16 protein-coding genes are annotated in these 17,513 nt (G+C 66.5%); all 16 read right to left on the minus strand.

The annotated features are described in order from the left end of the window. Nucleotides 1–4: 4 nt before the first annotated feature. Complete coding sequence (locus B0G83_RS18215) at nucleotides 5–880, minus strand: SDR family oxidoreductase (protein ID WP_105508766.1); 876 nt, start codon at nucleotides 878–880, stop codon at nucleotides 5–7. Between the two features lie 39 nt (nucleotides 881–919). After that, a complete protein-coding gene (locus B0G83_RS18220; RefSeq protein WP_105508767.1) occupies nucleotides 920–2,071 on the minus strand; it encodes an acetyl-CoA C-acetyltransferase in 1,152 nt (383 codons plus the stop codon). Beyond that, the gene (locus tag B0G83_RS18225; RefSeq protein ID WP_105508768.1) at nucleotides 2,071–3,132 is read right to left on the minus strand and encodes an acyl-CoA dehydrogenase; all 1,062 of its coding nucleotides are present in this window, start codon (nucleotides 3,130–3,132) and stop codon (nucleotides 2,071–2,073) included. The genes B0G83_RS18220 and B0G83_RS18225 overlap by 1 nt, the downstream gene beginning before the upstream one ends. Before the next feature lie 72 nt (nucleotides 3,133–3,204). Beyond that, complete coding sequence (locus B0G83_RS18230) at nucleotides 3,205–4,386, minus strand: acyl-CoA dehydrogenase family protein (RefSeq protein ID WP_105508769.1); 1,182 nt, start codon at nucleotides 4,384–4,386, stop codon at nucleotides 3,205–3,207. Continuing rightward, nucleotides 4,383–5,204 carry an enoyl-CoA hydratase family protein gene (locus B0G83_RS18235; RefSeq protein WP_105508770.1) on the minus strand — a complete coding sequence of 274 codons (822 nt, stop codon included), beginning with the start codon at nucleotides 5,202–5,204 and terminating at the stop codon, nucleotides 4,383–4,385. The genes B0G83_RS18230 and B0G83_RS18235 overlap by 4 nt, the downstream gene beginning before the upstream one ends. 41 nt (nucleotides 5,205–5,245) lie before the next feature. After that, nucleotides 5,246–6,328 carry a nitronate monooxygenase family protein gene (locus B0G83_RS18240; RefSeq protein WP_105508771.1) on the minus strand — a complete coding sequence of 361 codons (1,083 nt, stop codon included), beginning with the start codon at nucleotides 6,326–6,328 and terminating at the stop codon, nucleotides 5,246–5,248. Further along, a complete protein-coding gene (locus tag B0G83_RS18245) occupies nucleotides 6,325–7,224 on the minus strand; it encodes an enoyl-CoA hydratase (RefSeq protein WP_105508772.1) in 900 nt (299 codons plus the stop codon). The genes B0G83_RS18240 and B0G83_RS18245 overlap by 4 nt, the downstream gene beginning before the upstream one ends. An 8-nt stretch (nucleotides 7,225–7,232) precedes the next feature. After that, nucleotides 7,233–8,030, minus strand: coding sequence for a CoA-transferase subunit beta (locus B0G83_RS18250; protein ID WP_105508773.1), 798 nt, complete (start codon nucleotides 8,028–8,030; stop codon nucleotides 7,233–7,235). Between the two features lie 10 nt (nucleotides 8,031–8,040). Continuing rightward, nucleotides 8,041–8,925, minus strand: coding sequence for a CoA transferase subunit A (locus tag B0G83_RS18255; protein ID WP_105508774.1), 885 nt, complete (start codon nucleotides 8,923–8,925; stop codon nucleotides 8,041–8,043). 6 nt (nucleotides 8,926–8,931) lie between these two features. Then, complete coding sequence (locus B0G83_RS18260) at nucleotides 8,932–9,828, minus strand: VOC family protein (RefSeq protein ID WP_105508775.1); 897 nt, start codon at nucleotides 9,826–9,828, stop codon at nucleotides 8,932–8,934. A 76-nt stretch (nucleotides 9,829–9,904) separates the two neighbouring features. Then, nucleotides 9,905–11,554 (minus strand): FadD3 family acyl-CoA ligase, encoded by a 1,650-nt coding sequence (locus B0G83_RS18265; protein WP_105508943.1) that lies wholly within the window; start codon nucleotides 11,552–11,554, stop codon nucleotides 9,905–9,907. Between the two features lie 66 nt (nucleotides 11,555–11,620). Continuing rightward, nucleotides 11,621–12,733 carry a ferredoxin--NADP reductase gene (locus B0G83_RS18270; protein WP_105508776.1) on the minus strand — a complete coding sequence of 371 codons (1,113 nt, stop codon included), beginning with the start codon at nucleotides 12,731–12,733 and terminating at the stop codon, nucleotides 11,621–11,623. Nucleotides 12,734–12,744: 11 nt separating this feature from the next. Continuing rightward, nucleotides 12,745–13,509, minus strand: a complete 765-nt coding sequence (locus B0G83_RS18275; RefSeq protein WP_105508777.1) for an SDR family oxidoreductase — start codon at nucleotides 13,507–13,509, stop codon at nucleotides 12,745–12,747. Between the two features lie 20 nt (nucleotides 13,510–13,529). Further along, on the minus strand, nucleotides 13,530–15,227 hold the full coding sequence (locus B0G83_RS18280; RefSeq protein WP_105508944.1) for an FAD-binding protein: 1,698 nt from the start codon (nucleotides 15,225–15,227) through the stop codon (nucleotides 13,530–13,532). Nucleotides 15,228–15,244: 17 nt separating this feature from the next. Next, the gene (locus B0G83_RS18285) at nucleotides 15,245–15,763 is read right to left on the minus strand and encodes a flavin reductase family protein (protein ID WP_105508778.1); all 519 of its coding nucleotides are present in this window, start codon (nucleotides 15,761–15,763) and stop codon (nucleotides 15,245–15,247) included. Further along, nucleotides 15,760–17,508 (minus strand): FAD-dependent oxidoreductase, encoded by a 1,749-nt coding sequence (locus B0G83_RS18290; RefSeq protein WP_105508779.1) that lies wholly within the window; start codon nucleotides 17,506–17,508, stop codon nucleotides 15,760–15,762. The genes B0G83_RS18285 and B0G83_RS18290 overlap by 4 nt, the downstream gene beginning before the upstream one ends. Between the last annotated feature and the right edge of the window lie 5 nt (nucleotides 17,509–17,513).

The following is a 17,513-nucleotide window of genomic DNA, read 5'->3' on the forward strand; positions in this document are numbered from 1 at the left end:
CGCATCAGCTTCCGTAGACGCGCTGCGCGGGCTCGCGCTGCGCGACCAGCGCGGCGACCGCACCGCCGATTTCCGCCACGTTCCAGCGCGCGCCGTTGTCGATCGTCGGGCCGGTGCGCCAGCCTTCCGCCACCGCGATCATGCCGCCCGCGGCCTCGAACACCTGGCCGGTGACATCGCGCGACGCCGCGCTGCCGAGCCACACCACAAGCGGCGCGACGTTGGCGGGATCGAAGTAATCGAAGCCCTCGACGGGCTTCTTCATCATGTCGGCGAACACGCCTTCCGTCATCGACGTGCGCGCGGCCGGCGCCAGCGCGTTCACGCGGATGCCGTAGCGTTGCAATTCGGCGGCCTGCATCAACGTGAGCGCCGCGATGGCGGCCTTGGCCGCGCCGTAGTTCGCCTGCCCGATCGAGCCTTGCAGCCCGGCGCCGGAGCTCGTGTTGACGATCCGCGCGTCCACTTCGGCACCGCTCTTCGACGCTTCGCGCCATTCTCGCGCCAGCAATTGCGCGAGGCAGAAATGGCCACGCAGATGGACGCGCATCACGTCGTCCCAATCGGTATCGCTCATGCTGGCGAACATCCGGTCGCGGCAAATGCCCGCGTTGTTCACCAGCACATGAATCTCGCCGAAGGCCCGGTGCGCGGCATCGACGATACGTTGCGCGCTATCGACGCGCGTAATGTCGTCCGCATTGGCGAGCGCGCGTCCGCCTGCTCGCGCGATCTCGTCGCAGACCGCCTGCGCGGCGTCCTCGCGAATATCGTTGACCACCACCGCCGCGCCTTCGGCGGCGAACGCCCGCGCATACTCGCGGCCCAACCCGCCTCCCGCGCCGGTGATGATGACCGTGCGGCCGTTGCAGATTCCCATGCTTGATCCTCGTAGACAGTGATGCGTTTGGTGTCCCGCTTACAGGCGCTCGATAATCGTGACGTTGGCGAGCCCGCCGCCCTCGCACATGGTTTGCAGGCCGTAGCGGCCTTGCGTGCGTTCGAGTTCGTGCAGCAGGCTGGTCATGAGCCGCGCACCGGTCGCGCCGAGCGGATGACCGAGCGCGATCGCGCCGCCGTTCGGGTTGGTGCGTTCGTGCGGATAGCGCATGTCGGCGAGCCAGGCCAGCGCGACCGAGGCGAACGCTTCATTGAGTTCGACCACGTCGATATCGTCCAGCGTGAGGCCCGCTTTTTTCAGCGCGTGACGGGTCGCGGGAATCGGCGCGGTGAGCATCCACAGCGGATCGTCGCCGAGCACACTCAAGTGATGCATGCGAGCACGCGGGGTCAGGCCGTAACGCTTGAGCGCGTCTTCGGAAACGATCAGCAACGCGGCGGCCGCGTCGCATGTCTGGCTCGAAACGGCTGCCGTCAGCGCGCCGCCCGGCATCAGCGGTTCGAGCGATGCCATCTTCGCGAGCGTGGTGTCCTTGCGTGGCGTTTCGTCATGCACCACGCCCGCAAAGGGCGCTATTTCACGTGAGAAATAGCCACGTTCAATCGCCATCAGCGCACGCCGATGGCTCTCAAGCGCGTACCGTTCCATGTCCTCGCGCGACAGATTCCACCGATCCGCGATCCGCTGCGCCGCATGAAACTGCGAGACCGGCGCATCGCCAAAACGTGCACGCCAGCCGATGCTGCCGGAAAACGGATCGCTGAAGCCGAGAGGCACGGCCGCCGTCATCGCCGACGAAATCGGAATCTGCGTCATGGTCTGCACGCCGCCCGCGACCACCACGTCCTGCGTGCCGCTCATCACCGCCTGCGCGGCGAAATGCACGGCCTGTTGCGACGATCCGCACTGACGATCCACCGTCACGCCCGGCACCGTCAGCGGCAAGCCGGCGGCCAGCCAGCAGGTGCGCGCGATATTGCCCGCCAGCGGGCCGATCGTATCGACGCAGCCGAACACCACGTCGTCGTAATCGTCGGCGGGAATCGCATTGCGCGCCACCAGTTCGCGCAGCACGAAACCGCCGAGGTCCGCGGCATGCACCTGCGCGAGGCCGCCTTTGCGGCGGCCGGTCGGCGTGCGCAGCGCGTCGACGATATAAGCCTGTCTCATCACGACTCCAGTTCGAAAGTACGGGCCGGACCGATCGGTGCGCGATCGTCGATCAGCGCAGCGGCGACGCGGGCCTTGTGAAACGTCGTGTCGCCCCAGCTATTCGCGAGCGCCCAGATGCGTTTCAGGAAAATTTGCAGATCGAGTTCCCACGTGTAGCCGATCGCACCGTGCACCTGCATGGCGTGACGCGCGGCGAGTTGAGCGGCGGCGGTGGCGGCGAGCTTCGCGTGAGAGACGTACAGCGCGCGCCGCGGGTCGTTGTCAGCGATCGCGCACGCGGCGCGATACACCACCGGCCGCGCGAACTCGTAGCGAATCGCGACGTCGGCAAGCAGATGCTTGAGCGCCTGATACGAACCGATCGGTTTGCCGAACTGCTTGCGCTGCGCGCTGTAGTCGATCGCCACGTCGAGCACACGCTGCGTCAAACCGAGCAATTGCGCGGCGACGGCGAACGCGCCGCGATCCAGCGCAGCGTCCAGCAGCGGCGCGGCGGCATCGCGCAAAGCCACACGCGTCCCGGCGGAAGGCGTCCAGTCGACTTCGAATAAACGCCGCGAAGGATCGACGCTCTCCACGGCGTTCAAACGGCACGCGTGCGGCGTGAGCCAATGCAGTTCGCCGTCGCGCTCGGCCAGCAGAACCTGCGCGACATGGGCGTCGGCCACATACGGATTCACTGGATGCGCAATCGCCACCCGTGCCGAGCCCGCCGCGATCTCGCGCAACAACGCGTCGCGCGCCTCGCTCGCGGGCAAGCCGTCGAGCAGCCCCACGGCCACCAGTGCCGTATCGAGCAAGGGCTCGGGTCCGGCGAAATAGCCGTAGGTCTGCGCGAGCAGCGACCATTCCACTTCGCCGAGACCGAGGCCGTTTTGAGCCTCGGGCACCGATACCGCCGTCAAACCTTGCGCGGCGATCATCTGCCACAGCGCGTCCGAGCGTCCCGTCGGCGTGTGCCACAACTCGCGAATCAGTTCGGGCGTCATCTCCGTCATGAGAAAGCGCCGGACGCTGCTTTCCAGCGCGTCCTGATCCTCGTTGAATACGAAATCCATAGTTCCTCGCTCAATCCTTTAAGCGCCCGGATGCGGGCTCGTTGCGGCCGTCGGCGGCGTGTCGCACCGGCATCACGAGCGCGGCATGCCCAGCATCCGTTCCGCGACGATGTTCCGCTGGATCTCGTTGGTGCCCGCGTAAATCGGCCCGGCCTGCGCGAACAGAAAACCATCGAGCCAGTTGCCGAGCGCGGCGTGCTGCTCGCGCGTTTGCGGCACCACCTCGGCACGCGCGCCGAGAATGTCGAGTGCGGTCTGATGCATGCGCAGATCGAGTTCGGACCAGAACACCTTGTTGGTGCTCGATTCCGCGCCGATATGGCCGCCCTTCTGCAAGCGGCTGGCGGTGGCGTAGGTCGACAGCGCATACGCCTGCGCGTCCATCCATGCTGCTGTCACGCGATCGCGCAAGGTGGGATCGCGGTCGGCCTCCGGGCGGTGCGCAAGGTACAGATCGCGTAACGCTTCGGCGGTGCGTTGAAAACGCGCGGGCGAACGCAGCATCAGGCCGCGTTCGAAACCGGCCGTGGCCATCGCGACCTGCCAGCCCATGCCTTCGCCCGCAAGACGGTTGTCGACCGGCACGCGCACGTCGTCGAAAAAGATTTCCGCGAAACCGGTGTGGCCGTTCAGCTGCCGGATCGGCCGCACGGTGATGCCGGGCGTGGACAGCGGCACCATCAGGAACGTCAGCCCGTGATGGCGCGTGGATTGCGCGTCGCTGCGAAACAGGCCGAACAGCCAGTCGGCCCAGACCGCGCGCGTCGACCAGATTTTCTGGCCATTGAGGATGTATTCGTTGCCCGCGCCACCGTCGGCGCGGATCGCGCTGGCACGAATCGCGGCCATGTCCGAGCCCGCGTTCGGCTCGGACCAGCCTTGCGCCCACACGTGATCGCCGGCCGCCATGGCCGGCAGAAAGCGGGCTTTTTGCTCGGGCGTGCCGAAGTCCATCAACGTGGGACCGAGCAGGAAGATGCCGTTCTGATTCACGCGCATCGGCGCGTCGGCGCGCCAGTACTCCTCCTCGAAGATCAGCCACTCGATCAGATCGCAGCCGCGCCCGCCCAGTTCGCGCGGCCACGTGACCATGCTCCAGCGGCCCGAATGCAGCGTGCGTTCCCACGCGCGATGCGCGGCGAAACCGGCTTCGGTGTCGAAACTCGGCAGCGGTTCGCGTGGCACGTGCGCGGCGAGCCAATCGCGAATCTCCGCGCGAAATGCGCGTTGCGCCGGCGTGTAGTCGAGCTTCATGCGCGCGCTCCGGCTTGCGCTTCGGCTTTGCTTGCCGCTGCATCGAACTGCGCATCGCGTTTCTCGACGAAGGCCGAACGCGCTTCGGCCGAATCGTTCGTCATGTAGGCCTGCAACGTGAAGCCCTGTTCCCAGCGATATTTGTCTTCGAGGTCGCCGTCTTCCACGCCGTTCAGTGCCTCTTTCGCGAGTTGCAGCATCGCGGGGCTCTTGGCGGCGATCTTGCGAGCGAGTTCGAGCGCGGCATCGCGCAACTGCTCGCGCGGCACGACGCGTTCCACGGCGCCGAGGCGATAGGCTTCGGCGGCGTCGACCATATCGCCGGTGAAATACATCGCGCGCACTTTCTGCACGCCGAACATGCGCTGCAAATGCGCGCCGCCGCCCATCGCGCCGCGATCGATTTCCGGCACGCCGAAACGCGCGCAGTCCGACGCGACGATCACATCCGCCGCGCCGCAGATGCCGATGCCGCCGCCCAGCACGAAGCCGTGCACGGCGACGATCACCGGTTTTGGATTACGGTGCACGGCGCGAAACGTCGCGTAATTGCCGGCATTGACCGCGACGATCCGCTCCGGATGCGCGGCCAGTTCCTTGATATCGACGCCCGCGCAAAAACCGCGTCCCGCGCCGCGCAGCACGATGACGTGCACGCTGTCGTCGCGGCCGAGCGCGTCGATCGCATCGGCCAGCGCTTGCCAGCCGCGCGCGTCGAGCGCATTGACCGGCGGCTGATCGATCACCAGCTCGCCGATACCGCCTTCGCGTTCAATCCTGAACGGCAGCGAGCGGATGCTGTCGAGGGGTTCTGTCATGGTCTCCGTCCCTGATGAGTGTTGTCTGTCGACCGGCGGGCTCACGCATGCACCGGAATGCCGCGCATGGCGGCGAGTGTGTCGAGCCGCGTGGTCGCCTCGTCGACGATCCGTGCGATGACGCTCTCACAGGATTCGAGCGCGCCGATTACCGCAGCCGCCTGGCCGCTCGGCAGCACGCCTTCGTCCGGCTTACCGTCGACGATCGCGCGCTGGATCAGAAACGGCGCGTTCGCGGCCATCAGCGTCTGGCTCGCGGTGTAGCTGTGCTCGCGCAACGCCTTGAAACCGAGCGACGCCATCTGCGCGACACTCATGCCGCTCTGGCGACGCCACGCTTCGGCGGTGCGCAGCGCGAACAACGTGCGGCGCAACGGCCCGAATGCTTCGAGACGCAGCAGGTAGGGGTTGTCGATCATGCGTTGCGGCAAACCGTCGAGCGCGGCCGAGACGCGAATGCGCGCGGGATCGTCCACCGCCACGTAGCGTTCGAGCGTCGCGCGCGGCACCGGCGATTCTTCCGTCATCAGAAAGCGCGTGCCCATCGCGATACCGGCCGCGCCATAACCGAGCGCGGCGGCGAGGCCGCGTCCGTCGAAGAAACCGCCCGCGGCGATGACCGGCACATTGACGGCGTCCAGCACGCGCGGCAGCAGCAGCGTGGTCGGTATCGAGCCGGTGTGGCCGCCGCCTTCGGCGCCTTGCACGGTGACCGCATCGGCACCGAGTTCCACGGCTTTCTGCGCGTGCTTCGGCGCGCCGACCGTGGGAATGCAGATCACGCCCGCATCCTTGAAACGGCGGATCGTTTTGGCGTCGGGGCCACGGCCGTAGCTCACGGCGCGCAGCTTGTGTTTGATCGCCAGATCGACGACTTGCGCCGCGTTCGGCTGGAACATGTGAAAGTTGATCCCGAACGGCTGGTCTGTCAGTTCCTTCACCCGCAAAATCTCGGCCTCCACGCGCTCGGCTTCGAGCGTCGCGCCGGCGAGAAAACCGAAGCCGCCAGCATTGCAGGTCGCCGCGACGAGCCGCGCGTCGGCGACCCAGCCCATTGCGGTTTGCACGATCGGATAGCGGCAGCCGAGCAGATCGCACAGCGGCGTGTGCAGTGCGGCGGTCATGCGGCTTCTCCGTTCGACGCGGCGTCCGTGCGTTGCGAGTCGGCCATCTTGCGGGCGTCGTAGCCGCCCAGCTTGTCGCCGCTCACCAGTTCGTTGTGAGCATGCGCGAAGTGATGCCACGCAAAGGCCGCGTCCATGGCCGCGCGTTTGCCCTGCAATTCCTCGACGTGATTCACCGCCTGCTTGGTGAGCGTCAACCCGAGGCGCGGCATGCGCGCGATCTTCGCGGCGATTTCCGTGGTGGTGTCCAACAACCGCTCGCGCGGCACGACCCGGTTCACCATGCCCATCTGATAGGCGCGCGCCGCGTCCATCCGTTCGCCGAGAAACAGAAACTCCTTGGCGATGCGCGGATTCAACTCATACGCATGCGCAAAATATTCGACACCGGGAATCCCCATCCGCACGACGGGATCGGAGAAAAACGCGTCGTCCGACGCGACGATCAGGTCGCAGACCCACGCCAGCATCAACCCACCGGCCACGCACGCGCCCTGCACCATCGCAACGGTGGGTTTCGGCAGATCGCGCCAGCGGCGGCACATGCCGAGATAGACCTCCTGCTCGCGGGCATACAGAAACTCGCCGCCCTCCTTGCCGACATGGTCGTACCAGAGCGAGGTTCGCTCGAACGACTGATGAATGTCGCGGCCCGGCGTGCCGATGTCGTGTCCCGCCGAGAAATGCTTGCCGGCACCGGCCAGCACGATCACCTTGACGGCGTCGTCGTTCGACGCACGCCGGAACGCCGCGTCGAGCGCGTACGTCATCTTCGAGTTCTGCGCGTTGTGATATTCGGGGCGATTCATCGTGATGGTCGCGATGCCGTCGCTAACGCGGTACTCGACCACTTCGTCGATGGCGTCGGCCGAAGCCGTGGATGGATTGATCGACATGACGTCCCTCAGACGCCGCGTGGCGCGGGGTTATTGCGCACGACGCTCGCGCGCAGGTTGTGGGGGTCGAGCGCGCGTACGATGCGCAGATCGTCCGCGCTGGGCGGCGGCGTCACCTGCATCTCGGGATGCGCGAGCAGCGCGAAGCCCGTCAGTTCCTGCACTTCGTCGAAGCTCACGCCGGGATGCAGTGAACGCACCTGTACCGCGTGATCCGCACCGCCGAAATCCATCACGCACAGATCGGTAATCACGCTGCGCAGATCGGTGAACGCACGCATGCCGGGAATTTCACGCGCCGGGTTGTAGCCCACGCTGCACACCATGTCCACTTCACCGGCCACGAACGTGCGTTTGCCGTGCCCACTGACAAAAAACGAATTCGCGTGATTGATGCTGTTGCCGGGGAAACCGCGCGCGCCGAGCAATTGCGTTTTCGGGCGCGCGTAGTCGCCGCCGAGCCACGAAATGTTGGCCTGACCGAAGCGATCGATCTGCGTCGGCATGACCAGCGCGTGACGCTTGCCATGCCACACGCAATCGAACACCCGCTCGTAAGTCATCAATCCGCTTGCCTCGACGCGATAGCCCGCGTCGCGCGGTCCGAGCGGCACCGGGTTTTCGACCAGATAGGCCTCGCCGTCGGTCAGCATCAAGCCGGCGTTATAGGCCAGACGCGCGAGACCCGCCGCGAGGCGCGGGCCGGTACCAATACCCGTGGCCAGCACTTCGCCGTCGTCGCGCCAGACACGCGCGGCGGCGGTAATCATCAGTTCCGCGAGGGAATAATCGAGAGAGTCGCTCATTTGCGCTCCATTACAGAATCGGCAACGGCAAAGCCGCCACATGGGACCGGCCGCCCGCGCGTTGCAGATAGCCTGGTTCGTCGGTGCCCACCACGTCGCGCACATAGGCCGCCGTTTGCGTCGCATCCTCGGCGCTCGCGCAATAGGTCTTCAGATGCGGCAGATCCCAGCCGTAAGCCGGCGCGCACGAAGTCGGATGCGCCCCGCACGGCGCGTGCACCACGCCGCTCACGAGCGAGCGTTCGAAGGTATTGCGGCGCGCGAGATCGAGGTCGCCGCTCGCGAGCGAATCGACCACTGTCTCGCTGCTGACGAAGCATTTCGCCGCCGCCCGCGCGAACCATGCGTCGAAGAAAGGATCCGGACCGTCGATCCGCGTGTTGCCCAGCTTGTCCGCCACGTTCACGTGCAGCAGCGCGGCGTCGAGTTCCAGCGCGGGCATCGCGAGCAAGGTCTCGCCACCGTACGGCGACTGCACCGTGCGCCAATGCGGCGCGTGCTTGAGCAGATCGGTGCCGAGCCCGACGCGCGTCGGCAGAAACGGCAAACGCGCGGCGGCTGCGCGCAGGCCGAGTTGCAGCAGACCTTCGTCGAGTTCCAGCACGTCGATCGCGCCGGTTTCGCGCGCCCGGCGAAAATGCGGTTCGAGCGGAATCACGTCGAGCGACACGAAGCCGAACACCACCTTGCGCACTTTGCCCGCCGCGCACAGCAGGCCGACGTCGGGTCCGCCATAGGCGACCACCGTCAGGTCTTTCAGATCCGAGCGGACGATTTCGCGCACCAGCGCCATCGGTTTGCGGCGCGGCCCCCATCCACCGATACCGATCGTCATGCCGTCGGCGAGTTGCGCGACCACGTCGCGCGCGCCGAGTTGTTTGTCGAGTGTTTTCATATCGGTCTAGCGGAACCCCACGCTGAAGTCATGTCCCCACAGGCTCACACGGGTCGCTTCGTAGACGCTGTGCTGCGCCCAGTCGACTGTCAGCCCGCCGTAGCCGTACTCCAGATCGAAGCCGCCCGGCGTCTTCATGTAGAACGAAACCATGTGGTCGTTGCAATGGCGGCCGAGCGTCGCGGAAAGCTTCACGCCTTGCGCGGCGACCCGGTCCAGCGCGCGGCCCACTTCGTCCATGGAATCGACTTCGGCCATCACGTGAATGCAGCCCGACGGCACCGCCATCTCCATGATCGCGAGGCTGTGGTGACGTGCGTTCTTGCAATGCAGAAAGTGGATGCGCTTTTCGGGCTCGGCGGGGTCGTCGGTGAAACGCACGCGGAAGATGTCCGAGAGCTCGAAGCCCATGACGTTGCGCATGAACGAATCGGTGGCGTCGAATTGCGGCGCGGGCAGCACCGTGTGCCCCAAACCCATCGCGCCGGTAACGAAACCCGGCACGCCGAGCGGCGATACGAAGCGCCGGAAATCGGCGCGCACGCCCCAGAAAAACTCGTGCCGGTTGCCGGACGGATCGACACACCACACCATCGCCTGCACGCGGCGCAGCGCGATCTCCTCGGCGCTCGCGCGAACCGCTTCCACGCCGCACAATTCGAGCGTGCGGATCGCGTTGTCGAGCGCCGCGGCGTCGGCCAGTTCCCAGCCGGACGCGAAGTAGCGATCGGTGTCGCCGGGCACGATCAGATAGCGGAAATCGCGCTCATCCATTTTCAGATACAGCGCGCCGTTCGCGGCGTCCTGCGTCTGCATGCCCAGCACGTTTTCGGCGTAATCGCGCCATCTGTCGGCCGTGGCCGACTGCACGACGACGTAGCCTAAAGCCCGCACTTCGATCATCTCCGACTCCTCCAGAAGCTGTTGTTGTCAGGCTTATTCTGGCGCTGCGGGGGCGGCGTTACATCGTCTGTTGGGACTAGCTAGCGGCGCTGTTTTCGGGGGTTGGGGCGTGCTTAGCCGCATCGTTTACGGCGTCGCGTCCGGCCCCTTCGCGCAGACGGTACTTGAGCACCTTACCGGCCGCGCTGACCGGCAAACGCTCGACCAGCGACAGAAAGCGCGGCACCTTGTAGTTCGCCATATTCCTGCGCGCCCACTCGGTCAGTTCCTCGACGCTCGCCTGCTCGCCCGCGCGCAGCACGACAAAAGCGTGTCCGACTTCGCCGAGCCGCTCGTCGGGCACGCCGATCAGCGCCACCTGCGCGACGGCGGGATGCCCGCTGAACAGCCGCTCGATCTCGGCCGGATAGCAGTTGAAGCCGCCGACGATAAACATGTCCTTGATGCGATCCGTAATGCGCAGATAACCGTTGACGTCGAGCGTGCCGAGGTCGCCGGTGTGCAGCCAGCCGTCGGCGTCGACGGTGTCGTTGACGCTTTCGCGCTGGCCGAAATAGCCTTGCATCACGTTGTAGCCGCGAATCTGCACTTCGCCGGTTTCACCGGCCGCAAGCGCCGCGCCGTTGCTATCGGCGATCCGGATTTCGACGCCCGGCATCGCGCGGCCGGAGGTGTGCGCAACGGTTTGCGCGTCGTCGCCGCGTCGGCACAGCGCCGCGAATCCACACGATTCCGTGAGGCCGTAACCCGTCAGCACCGTGTCGAAACCCAGTTGCGCGCGCATCCTTTCGATCAGGCTCGGCGCGATCGCCGCGGCGCCGGTCACCGCGACCCTCAGCGACGACAGATCGCGCGCGGCCAGATCCGGCATGTCGAGCAACGCGTGGTACAGCGTGGGCGGTCCCGGCAATACCGACACCTTGTCGCGTACGATCCGTTCGAGCACACGCTCCGGGTTGAACACCAGATGCGGCAACACCGTCGCGCCGCTCGCCAGCGCCGCGAGCCAGCCGGCCTTGTAACCGAACGCATGAAAGAACGGATTGACGATCAGATAGCGGTCGCTGCCGCGCAGCGTCGCGATTTGCGCCCAGTCGTGGACCGCGCGCAGATTCTGGCCATGCGTGGTCATCACGCCTTTCGGGCGGCCCGTGGTGCCGGACGTGAACATGATGTCCATCAGCGTATCGGGGCGCACCGTCGCTTCGCGGCTGCGGAAGGTTTCCATCGACGTGCCGGCCGCGCGCAGCAGAAACGCGTCCCAGGTTTCGTCGCGGCCGTGATGCTCGCTCGCGCGGTGCTCCATGTCCCCGTCGAACACGACGATCCGCTCCAGCGACGCGGGACGGTGCGGCGCCAGCATGGCCGGATACGAGTCGCCGAGGAAGGTGCCGCAGCAGAACAGCAGCCGCGCGCCGCTGTCTTCGAGAATCGCGCCGGCTTCAAGGCCTTTCATACGCGTGTTGATCGGCACCAGCGCCGCGCCCGCGCTATGAATCGCCAGCGCCGCGACGATCCATGACGCCACGTTCGGCGCCCAGATCGCGACCCGCTCGCCCGGCTGGATACCGCAGCCGATCAGCGCGCGCGCCGCCGCGATGCGCGCGGCGTCGAGTTGCGCGTAGCTGAGGTTGCCCTGCGCCGTTTCGATCGCGGTGCGCGTGCCGTGGCGCGCGGCGCCGTGCGCGATCAACGCGGGCGTCGTCAGAATGTGGTTGAGCGTCATGATGAATTCGATGAGGAGGGTTCGCGGCACGCGCACGCATGAACGGCGCGCCAACGCGCCGCGAACCTAGTCGGGAAAGGCCACGCGCAGCGTCGCGCTGGCGGGGGTCGCGCTGCACGCGAGGGTCCAGCCGTCGGCGAGATCCGCCGCGTCGAGCACGTGGTTGGCGTTCAGGGTCACGCTGCCGGCGACGACCCGGCACATGCAGGCGCCGCACAAGCCGCTGCGGCACGAGTTCGGCGCGGGGACGTCGGCGCGCAGCATCGCGTCGAGCAGGGTTTCGCCGGGCTCGCTGGTGAGGTGAAAGGTGGCGCCGTCGAGTTGGGTTTCGATCGAGGCCGTGGTTTCGCTGGCGGTGGAGGTGCCGATCGCTGTGTCGGAGGCACCCGCCGCGTCGCCCAGCGCCGCTGCCGTGCGCAACGTCGCAGCGGCCGTGACGCCGCGCTCGGCTCCCGGCAAATCCGGCAAATCCGGCAGCGAAACAAACCGCTCCACATGCACCTTCGCACGCGGCAAGCCGAGCGCCAACATCGCCGCCAACGCGTTCTCCATAAACAACGCCGGTCCGCAGATCAAGCATTCCTGCCTGCTCCACGGCCGGGCCAGTTCTTCCAGATGACGCTGCTGCGGAATCCCCTGCACGCTATCGAGCCAGTGAATCACGCGCAAACGTCCCGCGTGCCGCTGCCCGAGTTGCCGCAGCTCGTCGGCGAAAATCACCGACTGTGCGTCGCGGTTCGCGTAGATCAGCGTCAGCGTGCCGCGCCCGTTCACCAGCGCCGACTTCAGGATGGACAGCACCGGCGTGATGCCGCTGCCGCCCGCGAACAGCAGCAGGTCGCCGTCGAGCGAACGCGGCGTGAAGACGCCCGCCGGCGCCATCACGTCGAGTTCGTCGCCAGGCTGCACGCGGTCGCACATCCAGTTCGACACGCGGCCGTCGCGCACCCGCTTGATGGTGATCTTCGGCGCGAGGTCGATACCCGGTGCGCTCGACAGCGAATAGCAACGCTGCAGATTTGCGTCGGCGCACGGCACCTTGAGCGTCAGAAATTGCCCCGGGCGATAGCTGAACACCTCGCGCAACGTCTGCGGCAGATCGAACACGAAAGAGCGCGCGTCGGCGCTCTCCGCGATCACGTCCGCCACTTTGAGCCGGTGAAAACGCGCATCAGCCATGGCGGGCGAACTCAGGCCACGCCCATGATGAGCTGCGCGTTATCGATCCGATACTCGCTGCCGTTGATGAAGCGCGATTCGTCAGAAGCGAGGAATAGCACCAGATTCGCGATGTCTTCCGGCAAGCACATGCGCGCCTGCGGATCGATGGATTGCGTCAGCGCGTCGCGCGTGCCTTCGGCCGAACCGAAGAACGGCGCGGTCATCGGCGTGAGAATGCCGTCGGGGTGGATCGTGTTGCAGCGAACCTTGTAGCCCTGGGTCTTGCAATGCGCGGCGATCGCACGCGTCATCGCGGTGACCGCGCCCTTGCTGGCCGAATACGCGCAGAACGCGCCGAGCCCGCCCAATGCCGCCACCGACGACATATTCACGATCGAGCCGCCCTTCTCCTTCATCGCCTTCACCGCCGCGCGGCAGCCGAGAAAGTAGCCTTCCGCGTTGATGCGCAGTACGTTCTGCCACTGTTCGAGCGTGGTGTCTTCAATGCTGCCGAGCAACAGCACGGCGGCGTTGTTGACCAGCACGTCCGGCGTGCCGAAACTGCTTTGCGCAGCGCCGAACACATCGTTCCAACCCGCTTCCGACGTGATGTCGTGACGCACGAAACGCGCCGCGTCGCCGATTTCAGCCGCCACCGCGCGGCCCGCTTCCTCGTTGACGTCGGTCAGCACGACGCGCGCGCCTTCGCGCGCGAACAGCAGCGCGTCCTGTTTGCCGACGCCGCTCGCCGCACCCGTCACGACGGCGATCTTGCCTTTGAGTCTGTCTCCCATCTTCGTTCTCTCTTTCAGTGTCAGTCAGTTTCAGTCAGGGAATGGGCGCGATTCGCGAGAACCACGCCCGCTGCGGCCCGGCCCGCCTGGCGGCCGGACCAGATACAGTCCGCGAGCGAGAGGCCGCTCACGTAATGATTCGATGCCAGTCCGCACGCGGCACGGCCGGCGGCAAACAGACCCGCGACCGGTTCGCCTTGCGCCGACAGCACCGCGTTGCTCGTTTCATCGACTCGCAAACCGCCGAGCGTGATCGACGGGCACGGGAAAATGCGGCTGTCCGACGAAATATCGATCGCGTAGAAAGGACCGCGCGCGAGCGGCTGCAACATGGCGGCGGATTTGCCGAACTCGCGATCGACACCGCTCTCCGCGGCCACGTTGTAGGCGGCGACGGTTTGCTTCAACACCGCCGGATCGCAGCCCATACGGTCGGCAAGTTCGTCCAGCGACGTGGCGCGCTTGCGGCCGGCGAGCATCAGCAGCATCGCGGGCACGCTTTGAAATGCCCACAGCTTGCCGCGCCGGCATTCGTGCAACGCATGCTTGACGAGGCGCGCGTCGAGAATCAACCACGCGTGGCCGTCGCGGGTTTCGCACATCGCGTGGCCGAGCGCCGCGCCATAGACTTCCTCGTTGCAAAAGCGCGCGCCGCGACGATCCACCACGCAGCCCTGCGCCCACGCATACGGCGGATTGATGAAGCGCCATGCCGACACCCGTTCGAGCCGCGTCGCCACGCCGCCCGCCGACACGCCGAGCCGGATGCCCGCGCCATCGCAGCCGGTTGCGCCAAGCCGCCAGTTCGGCAGATAACGCGGCGCGTGGCGCGCGATCATCGAACGATTGAAGATGAAGCCGCCGGTGCTGAGAATCACCGCGTCGGCCTTGATCGTGATGAGCCGGCTTTCACGCAGTTCGATGCGATGCAACGCGGCGCGCAAGCGATCCGCCCACGCCGGCATACCGTTATGCAAACGTTCGGCCCACCGCGCGAGCCGCTTATGTGCGCGCTGCGCCCGACCCGGCGCGATCTGCCAGACCTGTGCGCCGATCACGCGGCCGCCACGATCGGTCACGAGGCGGCGCACGCTGGCGTGGCACATCGTGTCGATGAACGGCTGCGTATCCACCGCGCGACGCAGCGTGTCGTACAGCACGCGGCCCGACATGCCGTCGCCGACCACGCGGTGGCCGCGCGGCGCGGGCGAATGTGCGCGCGCCACATCGCCGACCGCCTCATTACCGGAGTAGTAAAGGTAGTAGCGATTCCGCGGATACGACGTCTTGCGCGGCGGCACCGACGCACCGAATCGCACGCCGAGGCGTTCGAGCCAGCGCAGCATGTCGGCACTGCCCGCGCAAAAGCGTTGAAGCGTCGCGGCTGACACGGCCTCGCCCACTTCCTGCTGCAGATACGCGAACATCGCTTCGGGCGTATCGCTGTAGCCCGCTTCGTTTTGATAACGCGTGCCGCCGCCCGCGTACACCACGCCGCCGCTTTTCGCGCTCGCGCCGCCGCCTTCGAAGCGCTCGACAATGCGAACGTTCGCGCCGGCCGCCGCCGCTTCGAGCGCGGCGCAAGCACCGGTTGCGCCGAAGCCCGCGATCAGCACGTCGCACACGTCGTCCCAGCGCATCAGCGCGGCATCGTCGACGACGAGCGGCGCTTCCACCGGTGTCGCGAAGTCCTGCCGGGCAATCGAGGATTCGTGCATGGCGCGACGTGCCTCGTTCAAGCCGTCGCGCAACGCACGGGCGTCGAGGCGGTCGTATAGACGCCATCCACGTACACCAGCGGATCAACCTCGCCGCTGATCAGCACCTGCTCCACGCGGCCGATGAAAATCGCGTGCGTGCCGTAGTCGAAGCGGCCGTCCTGCGTGCAGATCAAACTGGCCTGCGCGTCGAGCAGAAACGGCACGCCGTTCGCCGAGCGTTGCCAGTCGCCGGTGCTGAAACGCTCCTCGCCTTTCAGGCGGCCGCTGCAGTCGATCGCGATGTGCTGATGCTGCGCCGACAGCACGTTCACGCAAAACGCCGCGCCCTGATCGAGCGGCGGAAAGATCGACGAATTACGGTTGATACAGATCAGCAACGAAGGCGGTTCCGTCGACAACGAATCGACCGCCGTGGCCGACATCGAATAGCGGCGTTCGCCGTCGCTGCAACTGATGACGGCAACCGAGCGCGCGAGACGGCGCATGGCGAGCAGCATGTCGGCGCGCAGCGGGTGGGCATTGAGTTCGGTCATGGTGTGACTCCGCGAAGTTCGGCGTTGGCCTCGGTGTTCGTGCCGGCTGTGTCGTCGGCGAGATGATTGGCGGCGATGTAGCCGAAGGTCATCGCCGGGCCGAGCGTCGAGCCCGCGCCCGGATAACTCGCGCCCATCATCGACGCGCTGGTGTTGCCGATCGCATAGAGACCGGCAATCGGCGACGCGTCCTCGCGCAGCACACGGGCGAACGCGTCGGTGAGCAGGCCGCCTTTCGTGCCGATGTCGCCCGCATCGACGCGCACCGCGTAGAACGGGCCGGTGTCGAGCGGTGCGAGACAGGGGTTCGGTTTGACGCTCGGGTCGCCGTAGTAGGTGTCGAACGCGTTGCCGCCTTTGGCGAACTCTTCATCCACGCCGCTGGCGGCGTAGCGATTCATGTTCGCCACGGTGTCGCCCAAGCCTTGTGCGTTCACGCCGATCAGCGCGGCCAGTGCGTCCAGCGAGTCGGCCTTGTACAGCAGCGAGCGAAACGCCGCGGGAATCCGCGAGTCGGGCATCATCGATCCCGGCATGATCGGCCCGCACGGATAGTTGCGGCGAAAGCGCGCGTCGAACACCATCCACGCGGGTACGCAGGCGCCCGTTTGCGCGTGATCCCGATACATCGCGGGCACGAACTCCGAATACGGCGCCGCTTCGTTGACGAAGCGCTTGCCGCGACCGTTGACGATCACGCAGCCCGGCAGATTGCGCTCCACGAACAGCGCACGCTGCTTTTCCTCGCGATCCACATGGACAGTCGGCGCACCCCACACGTGCTCCATCAGCGCGATGCGTGCGCCGAGTTGCAGGCCTGCCGCGATGGCGTCGCCGGTATTGTTGGGCGGCGTGGCGCTCCAATGCGCTTGCGTCGGATGCGGCAGATAGCGCTCGCGCATCGCCTGATTCCGTTCGAAGCCGCCCGCCGCGAGAATCACGCCGCGTCTGGCCAGCACCCGCACGGCCCGGCCGTCGCGTTCGATCACGACACCTGTCACGCGTCCGTCGGCTTCGAGCAATTCGCGCATCGGCGCATTCAGCCACAGCGGCACCTTGCGGTCGAGCAACGCCCGGCGCAATCCACCGGCCAATGCATTGCCCAGCGTCAGACGACGGTCGCGCCGCGAGCGCATCCGCGAACCGATATCGAACCAGTAGCGGCCGAACTGCTTCAACGCGAGGCCGATATAACCCGGCGCCTTCGACAGCAGCACATGGGCTTCTTTCGATGTCACCGCCACGCGTCCACCGATCAGCGTGCCCGGCGAAGGCAGCCGCAGCCGCGCGAATTCGGCGCCGAGCGACGCGCCGTCGACCGGCAACGGATCGAGCGCGCGATAACCCGGCATCGAGCCCGGCAGATGCTGAAAGTAGTCGGCGTATTTCGGCAGCGACTCGTAGCGTACGGGCGTATTCGCCTCGACATAGCGCAGCATCTCCGGCGCGATGTCGAGATAGGCGTCGAGCTTGTCGCTGGCTGTCGCGCCTTGCGTGCAGGCGTCGAGATACATACGCGCCGCTGCGCGCGTATCGGTCGCGCCGAGTTCGGCGATATGGTGATTGCACGGAATCCAGATGCCGCCGCCCGACACCGCCGTCGTGCCGCCATACACGTCGCTCTTTTCGAGCACGACCGCCGAGAGACCGCGATCTGCCGCGCGGCAGGCGGCCAGCATGCCGCCCGCGCCGGAACCCACTATCACGACATCGAACACCTGAGTCTGCGTTTGCTGGTCGCTCATGGCGG

The sequence above is a fragment of the Paraburkholderia sp. BL21I4N1 genome, assembly GCF_002973525.1.
Taxonomy (GTDB): domain Bacteria; phylum Pseudomonadota; class Gammaproteobacteria; order Burkholderiales; family Burkholderiaceae; genus Paraburkholderia.

What these genes read in the sequence shown, in the direction of transcription:
- B0G83_RS18215 (WP_105508766.1), bottom strand. Translation starts at nt 880, where the DNA reads ATGGGAATCTGCAACGGCCGCACGGTCATCATCACCGGCGCGGGAGGC.
- B0G83_RS18220 (WP_105508767.1), bottom strand. Translation starts at nt 2,071, where the DNA reads ATGAGACAGGCTTATATCGTCGACGCGCTGCGCACGCCGACCGGCCGC.
- B0G83_RS18225 (WP_105508768.1), bottom strand. Translation starts at nt 3,132, where the DNA reads ATGGATTTCGTATTCAACGAGGATCAGGACGCGCTGGAAAGCAGCGTC.
- B0G83_RS18230 (WP_105508769.1), bottom strand. Translation starts at nt 4,386, where the DNA reads ATGAAGCTCGACTACACGCCGGCGCAACGCGCATTTCGCGCGGAGATT.
- B0G83_RS18235 (WP_105508770.1), bottom strand. Translation starts at nt 5,204, where the DNA reads ATGACAGAACCCCTCGACAGCATCCGCTCGCTGCCGTTCAGGATTGAA.
- B0G83_RS18240 (WP_105508771.1), bottom strand. Translation starts at nt 6,328, where the DNA reads ATGACCGCCGCACTGCACACGCCGCTGTGCGATCTGCTCGGCTGCCGC.
- B0G83_RS18245 (WP_105508772.1), bottom strand. Translation starts at nt 7,224, where the DNA reads ATGTCGATCAATCCATCCACGGCTTCGGCCGACGCCATCGACGAAGTG.
- B0G83_RS18250 (WP_105508773.1), bottom strand. Translation starts at nt 8,030, where the DNA reads ATGAGCGACTCTCTCGATTATTCCCTCGCGGAACTGATGATTACCGCC.
- B0G83_RS18255 (WP_105508774.1), bottom strand. Translation starts at nt 8,925, where the DNA reads ATGAAAACACTCGACAAACAACTCGGCGCGCGCGACGTGGTCGCGCAA.
- B0G83_RS18260 (WP_105508775.1), bottom strand. Translation starts at nt 9,828, where the DNA reads ATGATCGAAGTGCGGGCTTTAGGCTACGTCGTCGTGCAGTCGGCCACG.
- B0G83_RS18265 (WP_105508943.1), bottom strand. Translation starts at nt 11,554, where the DNA reads ATGACGCTCAACCACATTCTGACGACGCCCGCGTTGATCGCGCACGGC.
- B0G83_RS18270 (WP_105508776.1), bottom strand. Translation starts at nt 12,733, where the DNA reads ATGGCTGATGCGCGTTTTCACCGGCTCAAAGTGGCGGACGTGATCGCG.
- B0G83_RS18275 (WP_105508777.1), bottom strand. Translation starts at nt 13,509, where the DNA reads ATGGGAGACAGACTCAAAGGCAAGATCGCCGTCGTGACGGGTGCGGCG.
- B0G83_RS18280 (WP_105508944.1), bottom strand. Translation starts at nt 15,227, where the DNA reads ATGCACGAATCCTCGATTGCCCGGCAGGACTTCGCGACACCGGTGGAA.
- B0G83_RS18285 (WP_105508778.1), bottom strand. Translation starts at nt 15,763, where the DNA reads ATGACCGAACTCAATGCCCACCCGCTGCGCGCCGACATGCTGCTCGCC.
- B0G83_RS18290 (WP_105508779.1), bottom strand. Translation starts at nt 17,508, where the DNA reads ATGAGCGACCAGCAAACGCAGACTCAGGTGTTCGATGTCGTGATAGTG.